The organism is Streptomyces sp. NPDC056734, from assembly GCF_042790455.1.
GTDB lineage: Bacteria > Actinomycetota > Actinomycetes > Streptomycetales > Streptomycetaceae > Streptomyces.
The window spans coordinates 47,244-51,844 of the sequence record NZ_JBHTZD010000002.1 but is presented as its reverse complement, the minus strand read 5'-3'; the positions used below and the strand labels follow the sequence as shown (position 1 = coordinate 51,844).

The 4,601-nt window shown below is 72.0% G+C and carries 4 protein-coding genes; 1 reads left to right on the top strand and 3 read right to left on the bottom strand.

Annotated features, from left to right (window positions below; all coding sequences use genetic code 11):
* Nucleotides 1–175: 175 nt before the first annotated feature.
* The 3 genes from ACFRFC_RS02245 to ACFRFC_RS02235 all read right to left on the bottom strand — a co-directional run bounded on the left by ACFRFC_RS02245 (nt 176) and on the right by ACFRFC_RS02235 (nt 3,465).
* Nucleotides 176–1,393 carry an ROK family protein gene (locus tag ACFRFC_RS02245; protein WP_382689302.1) on the bottom strand — a complete coding sequence of 406 codons (1,218 nt, stop codon included), beginning with the start codon at nt 1,391–1,393 and terminating at the stop codon, nt 176–178.
* 97 nt (nt 1,394–1,490) lie between these two features.
* Nucleotides 1,491–2,195 (bottom strand): Uma2 family endonuclease, encoded by a 705-nt coding sequence (locus ACFRFC_RS02240; protein ID WP_382689300.1) that lies wholly within the window; start codon nt 2,193–2,195, stop codon nt 1,491–1,493.
* Between the two features lie 103 nt (nt 2,196–2,298).
* A complete protein-coding gene (locus ACFRFC_RS02235) occupies nt 2,299–3,465 on the bottom strand; it encodes a mechanosensitive ion channel family protein (RefSeq protein ID WP_382689298.1) in 1,167 nt (388 codons plus the stop codon).
* A 346-nt stretch (nt 3,466–3,811) separates the two neighbouring features.
* On the opposite strand from ACFRFC_RS02235, the gene ACFRFC_RS02230 reads away from it, so the two are divergent.
* A complete protein-coding gene (locus ACFRFC_RS02230) occupies nt 3,812–4,348 on the top strand; it encodes an HNH endonuclease (protein WP_382689296.1) in 537 nt (178 codons plus the stop codon).
* The last annotated feature ends 253 nt before the right edge of the window (nt 4,349–4,601 follow it).

Genomic DNA, 4,601 nt, shown 5'->3' with positions numbered 1-4,601 from the left:
GTGGGGGGGGGACTGGGCCTGGGGGGGGTTGACTTCCCTGTTTTTCCGGGGTTTGCGGGGGTCCCTTGGGGTATGGGGGGGGGGGGGCGGGCGCCCCAAAGGGGCGCGGGGAACTGCGCGACCGGCCACAGACGGCCCGCAGCGTTCGGTCAACCGGCGGTTCTCGTACGGCTCCTCAGCGGAGCGCCAACGTGTCGAACACCTCGTCGCGGGTGGTGGCGAGCGCGCTCTCCAGCGCACCGCGCAGCACGGGCTGGTCGGTCACCTCGCCGACCACCAGCCGGGGCCGGGAGGCGGCCAGTTCCTCCAGTTCGGCCTGGAGCAGGGCGCGCAGCGGTTCGCCGCCCGAGATGAGGGCGGAGCCGCTGAGCACGACGAGTTCGGGGTCGAGGACGGACACGAGCGAGGCGAGTCCGGTGGCCAGCCGGGTCGCGTAGGTCTTCAGCAGGAAGGCGGCCTGGGCGGTGTCCTCGGTGGCGGCGCGGGCGAGGAGCGCGGCGGCGACATCGGCGTACGGGCCCGACGGGATGTCGTCGTAGCCCAGTTCGAGGGCGAGGCGCGGGACCGCCTGGGACCCCGCCAGCTCCTGGTAGCCGCCACTGCCCGCCCTGGTGACATGCCGGACCAGCGGGGTTCCGGGAACCGGCAGGAAACCCACCTCTCCGGCGCCGCCGGTCCAGCCGCGGTGCAGCCGCCCGCCGAGCACCAGGGCGGCGCCGAGGCCCTCCTGGTTCCACAGCAGGACGAAGTCGTCGTGGCCCCGGGCCGCGCCCAGCCGCTGTTCGGCGACCGCGGCGAGGTTGACGTCGTTCTCGTACTCCACCGGCATCGGCAGCGCGGCGGCCAGTTCGTCCAGCAGGCTGGCGGAGTGCCAGCCGGGCAGATGGGAGGCGTAGCGCAGCCGTCCGGTGCCGGGGTCGAAGGCGCCGGGGGTGCCGATGACCAGCCGGTGCAGGTCCGCGCGGGTGAGCCCCGCGGCCTTCACGGCCCCGTCGAGGGCGTCGGTGACCAGCCGGACCACCGGCAGGGCGGGCCGCCGGCCGGGGGTGCGCAGTTCGTACGCCCCCACGGTCCGGCCGGTGAGGTCGGCGACCGCGGCCCGGATCCGGTGCGGGGTGACATCGAGCCCGGCGGCGTGGGCGGCGCCCGGATCGACCGCGTACAGCTGGGCGCTGGGCCCGGGGCGCCCCTCGCTGGTCCCGGTCGCCCGGACCAGCCCCGCGGCCTCCAGCCGGGCCAGCAACTGCGAGGCGGTCGGCTTGGAGAGCCCGGTGAGCTTTCCTATCCGGGTCCGTGACAGGGGGCCGTGCTCCAGCAGCAGATCCAGCGCGGCCCGGTCGTTCATGGCCCGCAGAACACGCGGGGTGCCCGGCGTACCGGCCGTTCCTGCCATCGGGTCGACACCTGCCTCTCTCCTGGTCGTCGGGCCAGCTTGGCAGCGGCGCGAACGGCACGTCCATCTCGGGGTCGCGGGGTGCCTGACGCCACTGTTAGGAAACTTTCCTATCCGGTGCGGCAGAAGGTAGACCGGCGGTGCGGAGGGCGTCAATAGCGCACGCCCCGGCGGCAATGGAGTCGTTGCCCGGCGGGAGCGTGCACCGGCCGGGACCGGGGTGCCAGGGCTTGGTGCGCAAGGCGGGGAAGGGGGCCGGGAGCGGGAGTGACGCCCCGAGGGGGACCTTGGTCCCGGTCGTGTAGCACGCCTTGGCGGGGTCGTCGTCCGGGAGGACGGGTTCCGTGTGGCAGTGCGCCGTTCTGGTGGTGCGGTTGATCAGGACGTAGACCGGTACCCGGGCGGCGGCGTAGATGCGGAACTTGGGGCCTGCGGCCATCTCGTGGTGGGCCGAGGCGACCGCACCCACCAGCGCGAGCGTCTCGATGGGGTACCAGCCCTTGTGCGCGGCGTAGTGGGACTCGTCCGCATCGGGCATCTTTCGCCGGAGGACGTAGAAGTCCGGGATGAGCAGACCCAGGGTCACGCCGTCCTTGTCGGCGGCTCTGTAGCCGTTCCCCCGCCCGACGAGGGGGAGGCCCGCGGCGTGGATCTGGAAGGCCATGTCGCCTGCGGTGTCGGTGTGGCCGAAGTCGGGGAGCCGCGGCACGACGACCATGCCGTCGAGGTACTCGGGCCGGATCGGGGCCTCGGACGCCTCCTCGAACGCGATGAGCAGGTCGACGGGTTCCTGATGGGGCATGACCGGCACAGTGGTGCAGCCGGTGTGCCGCCGGAGCGGAATGCCCCACCCCGTCACTCGAACGAGTGTGCTGAACCGTTCCTCTCGTCCGGGTCGTCGTCCGCTACTTCGTCACGTTCGTCGGTGGCGCTATGGGTGACGCGGCCGCCGACTGCGGCGAGACCGTGTTGGCGAAGGCCGACGGGGCCGCCATACCCGCCGTCGGGTCGGAGTCGGCCTCGACCGCCGGCTGGAGGGGCAGGCCGCCGACGATCTGGATGCCCTCGGCGTCGAAGGCGCGCTTGACGCGCCAGCGCAGTTCGCGTTCCACCGTGAGGGCCTTGCCCGGCATGGTCTTGGCGGAGACCCGGACGACCATGGAGTCGAGCAGCACGCTGTCCAGGCCCAGTACCTCGATGGGGCCCCACAGCATCTCGTTCCAGGGCTCTTCCTTGCTCATCTCCTCGCCGACCCGGGTGAGCACCGCCTTGACCCGGTCCAGGTCCTCCGACGGGCGGACGGTGACATCGACACCGGCCGTCGCCCAGCCCTGGGAGAGGTTGCCGACCCGCTTGACCTCGCCGTTGCGGACGTACCAGATCTCGCCGTTGTCGCCGCGCAGCTTCGTCACGCGCAGGCCGACCTCGATGACCTCGCCCGTGGCGACGCCCGCGTCGATGGAGTCGCCCACCCCGTACTGGTCCTCCAGGATCATGAAGACGCCGGAGAGGAAGTCCGTGACGAGGTTGCGGGCGCCGAAGCCGATGGCGACGCCCGCCACACCCGCCGACGCCAGCAGCGGGGCCAGATTGATCTGGAAGGTCGAGAGGATCATCAGGGCGGCCGTGCCGAGGATCAGGAAGCTCGCCACCGAGCGCAGTACCGAGCCGATCGCCTGCGAGCGCTGGCGGCGGCGCTCCACATTCACCAGCAGCCCGCCGATCGTGGTGCCGTCCACCGCGTCCACGGTCCGGGTCATCCGGTCTATCAGCTTGGTGATCGCCCGCCGCACCATCACCCGCAGCACCACCGCGATCACGATGATCAGCAGCACCCGCAGCCCGATGGCGAGCCAGGTCGACCAGTTCTGCTCGATCCAGCTCGCCGCGTTCGTCGCGCTCTCGTGGGCGTCCTGGAGCGTCGGCATCGCCGGAGCGGCCGGTGACTCGGACGGAGCGGGCGACGGCGACGCGGCCAGCACGGGGGCGTGGAGATCGAGGGCGTGGAGATCGGGCGGGGACGACACAGCGGGTACCTCCTGGAGCAGCGGTCCGCCGCTCCCGGGCATCATCCGAGGTCCGTTCGCAGGCGCCCGGGGGTTCGGTCCCGGTATCCGGGTCCGTTCCCGGGCGTCCAAGGTCACGGAAAGGTCACTGGAGCGGCGGAACCACCACACTATCGGGGCATCGCGTGGCAATCGTCGTGATGTTCGACCCAGCCATGGTGTGCACCGCGCGCACCCCGGTATGAACTGGTGGGATGAACGGCCGTCGATCCTGGGGACGATTCCAGGTGTGGTCGAAAACACTCCCAGCCCGTTACCAGGACATGGTGGCGCTTCCACCAGGCATGAGGGGAGACTGTTGACAGATCGTCCCGGCGCGAGCCACGCGCCGCCGGCGTACAAGGAGGCATCCGTGCCGCATGTCCTGGTCCTCAACGCGTCGTACGAGCCCCTTGGCGTCGTACCGCTGCGCCGCGCACTCATTCTCGTCCTGGAGAACAAGGCCATATGCCTTGAGGAGTCCGGTGCCTTTCTGCACAGCGCGACCGTCACAGTCCCCGCACCCAGCGTGGTCCGGCTCAAGCGATTCGTCCGGGTTCCCTATCGGGGGCCCGTTCCTCTGACCCGCCGGGCGCTCTTCGCGCGCGACGGGGGCCGGTGCATGTACTGCGGTGGCGTCGCAACCAGCGTCGACCACGTCATCCCGCGCTCGCGTGGGGGCAAGCACGTCTGGGACAACGTGGTGGCGTCCTGCCGCCGCTGCAACCATGTCAAAGCCGACCGTCACCTGGGTGAGATCGGCTGGCGGTTGCGTCATAAACCCGCCCCACCCACCGGCCTGGCCTGGCGCATCATCGGCACCGGCCATAGGGATCCGCGCTGGCTGCCGTACTTGCAGCCATACGGCGCGGACGACGCCCTGGCCCGGATCGACGGCATTTCCGCCTGACGATCCGGGCCTTCGCATTGCCCCGCGCGAACCGGGGAGACCCCCGTCCACCCCGGTCCGCGCGGGCCCCGCCGCCCGCGGCGGCACGGCGGGCACCTGCCGCCGGGCACCGACTCGGCGTGCCCGCACAGCGCCGCCGCCACGACCGCCTGCGGGGCTCGCGGGCTCGGGCGTCCGCCGCCGAAGCCGGGGCCCGCACCCACGTACCCCCGCCGCCGAAGCCGGGGGCCTGCGCCCACGTACCCCCGCCGCC

Excerpts from the sequence above, each read along its gene's own strand:
- ACFRFC_RS02245 (WP_382689302.1), bottom strand. The coding sequence starts at position 1,393 with ATGGCAGGAACGGCCGGTACGCCGGGCACCCCGCGTGTTCTGCGGGCC.
- ACFRFC_RS02240 (WP_382689300.1), bottom strand. The coding sequence starts at position 2,195 with ATGCCCCATCAGGAACCCGTCGACCTGCTCATCGCGTTCGAGGAGGCG.
- ACFRFC_RS02235 (WP_382689298.1), bottom strand. The coding sequence starts at position 3,465 with ATGATGCCCGGGAGCGGCGGACCGCTGCTCCAGGAGGTACCCGCTGTG.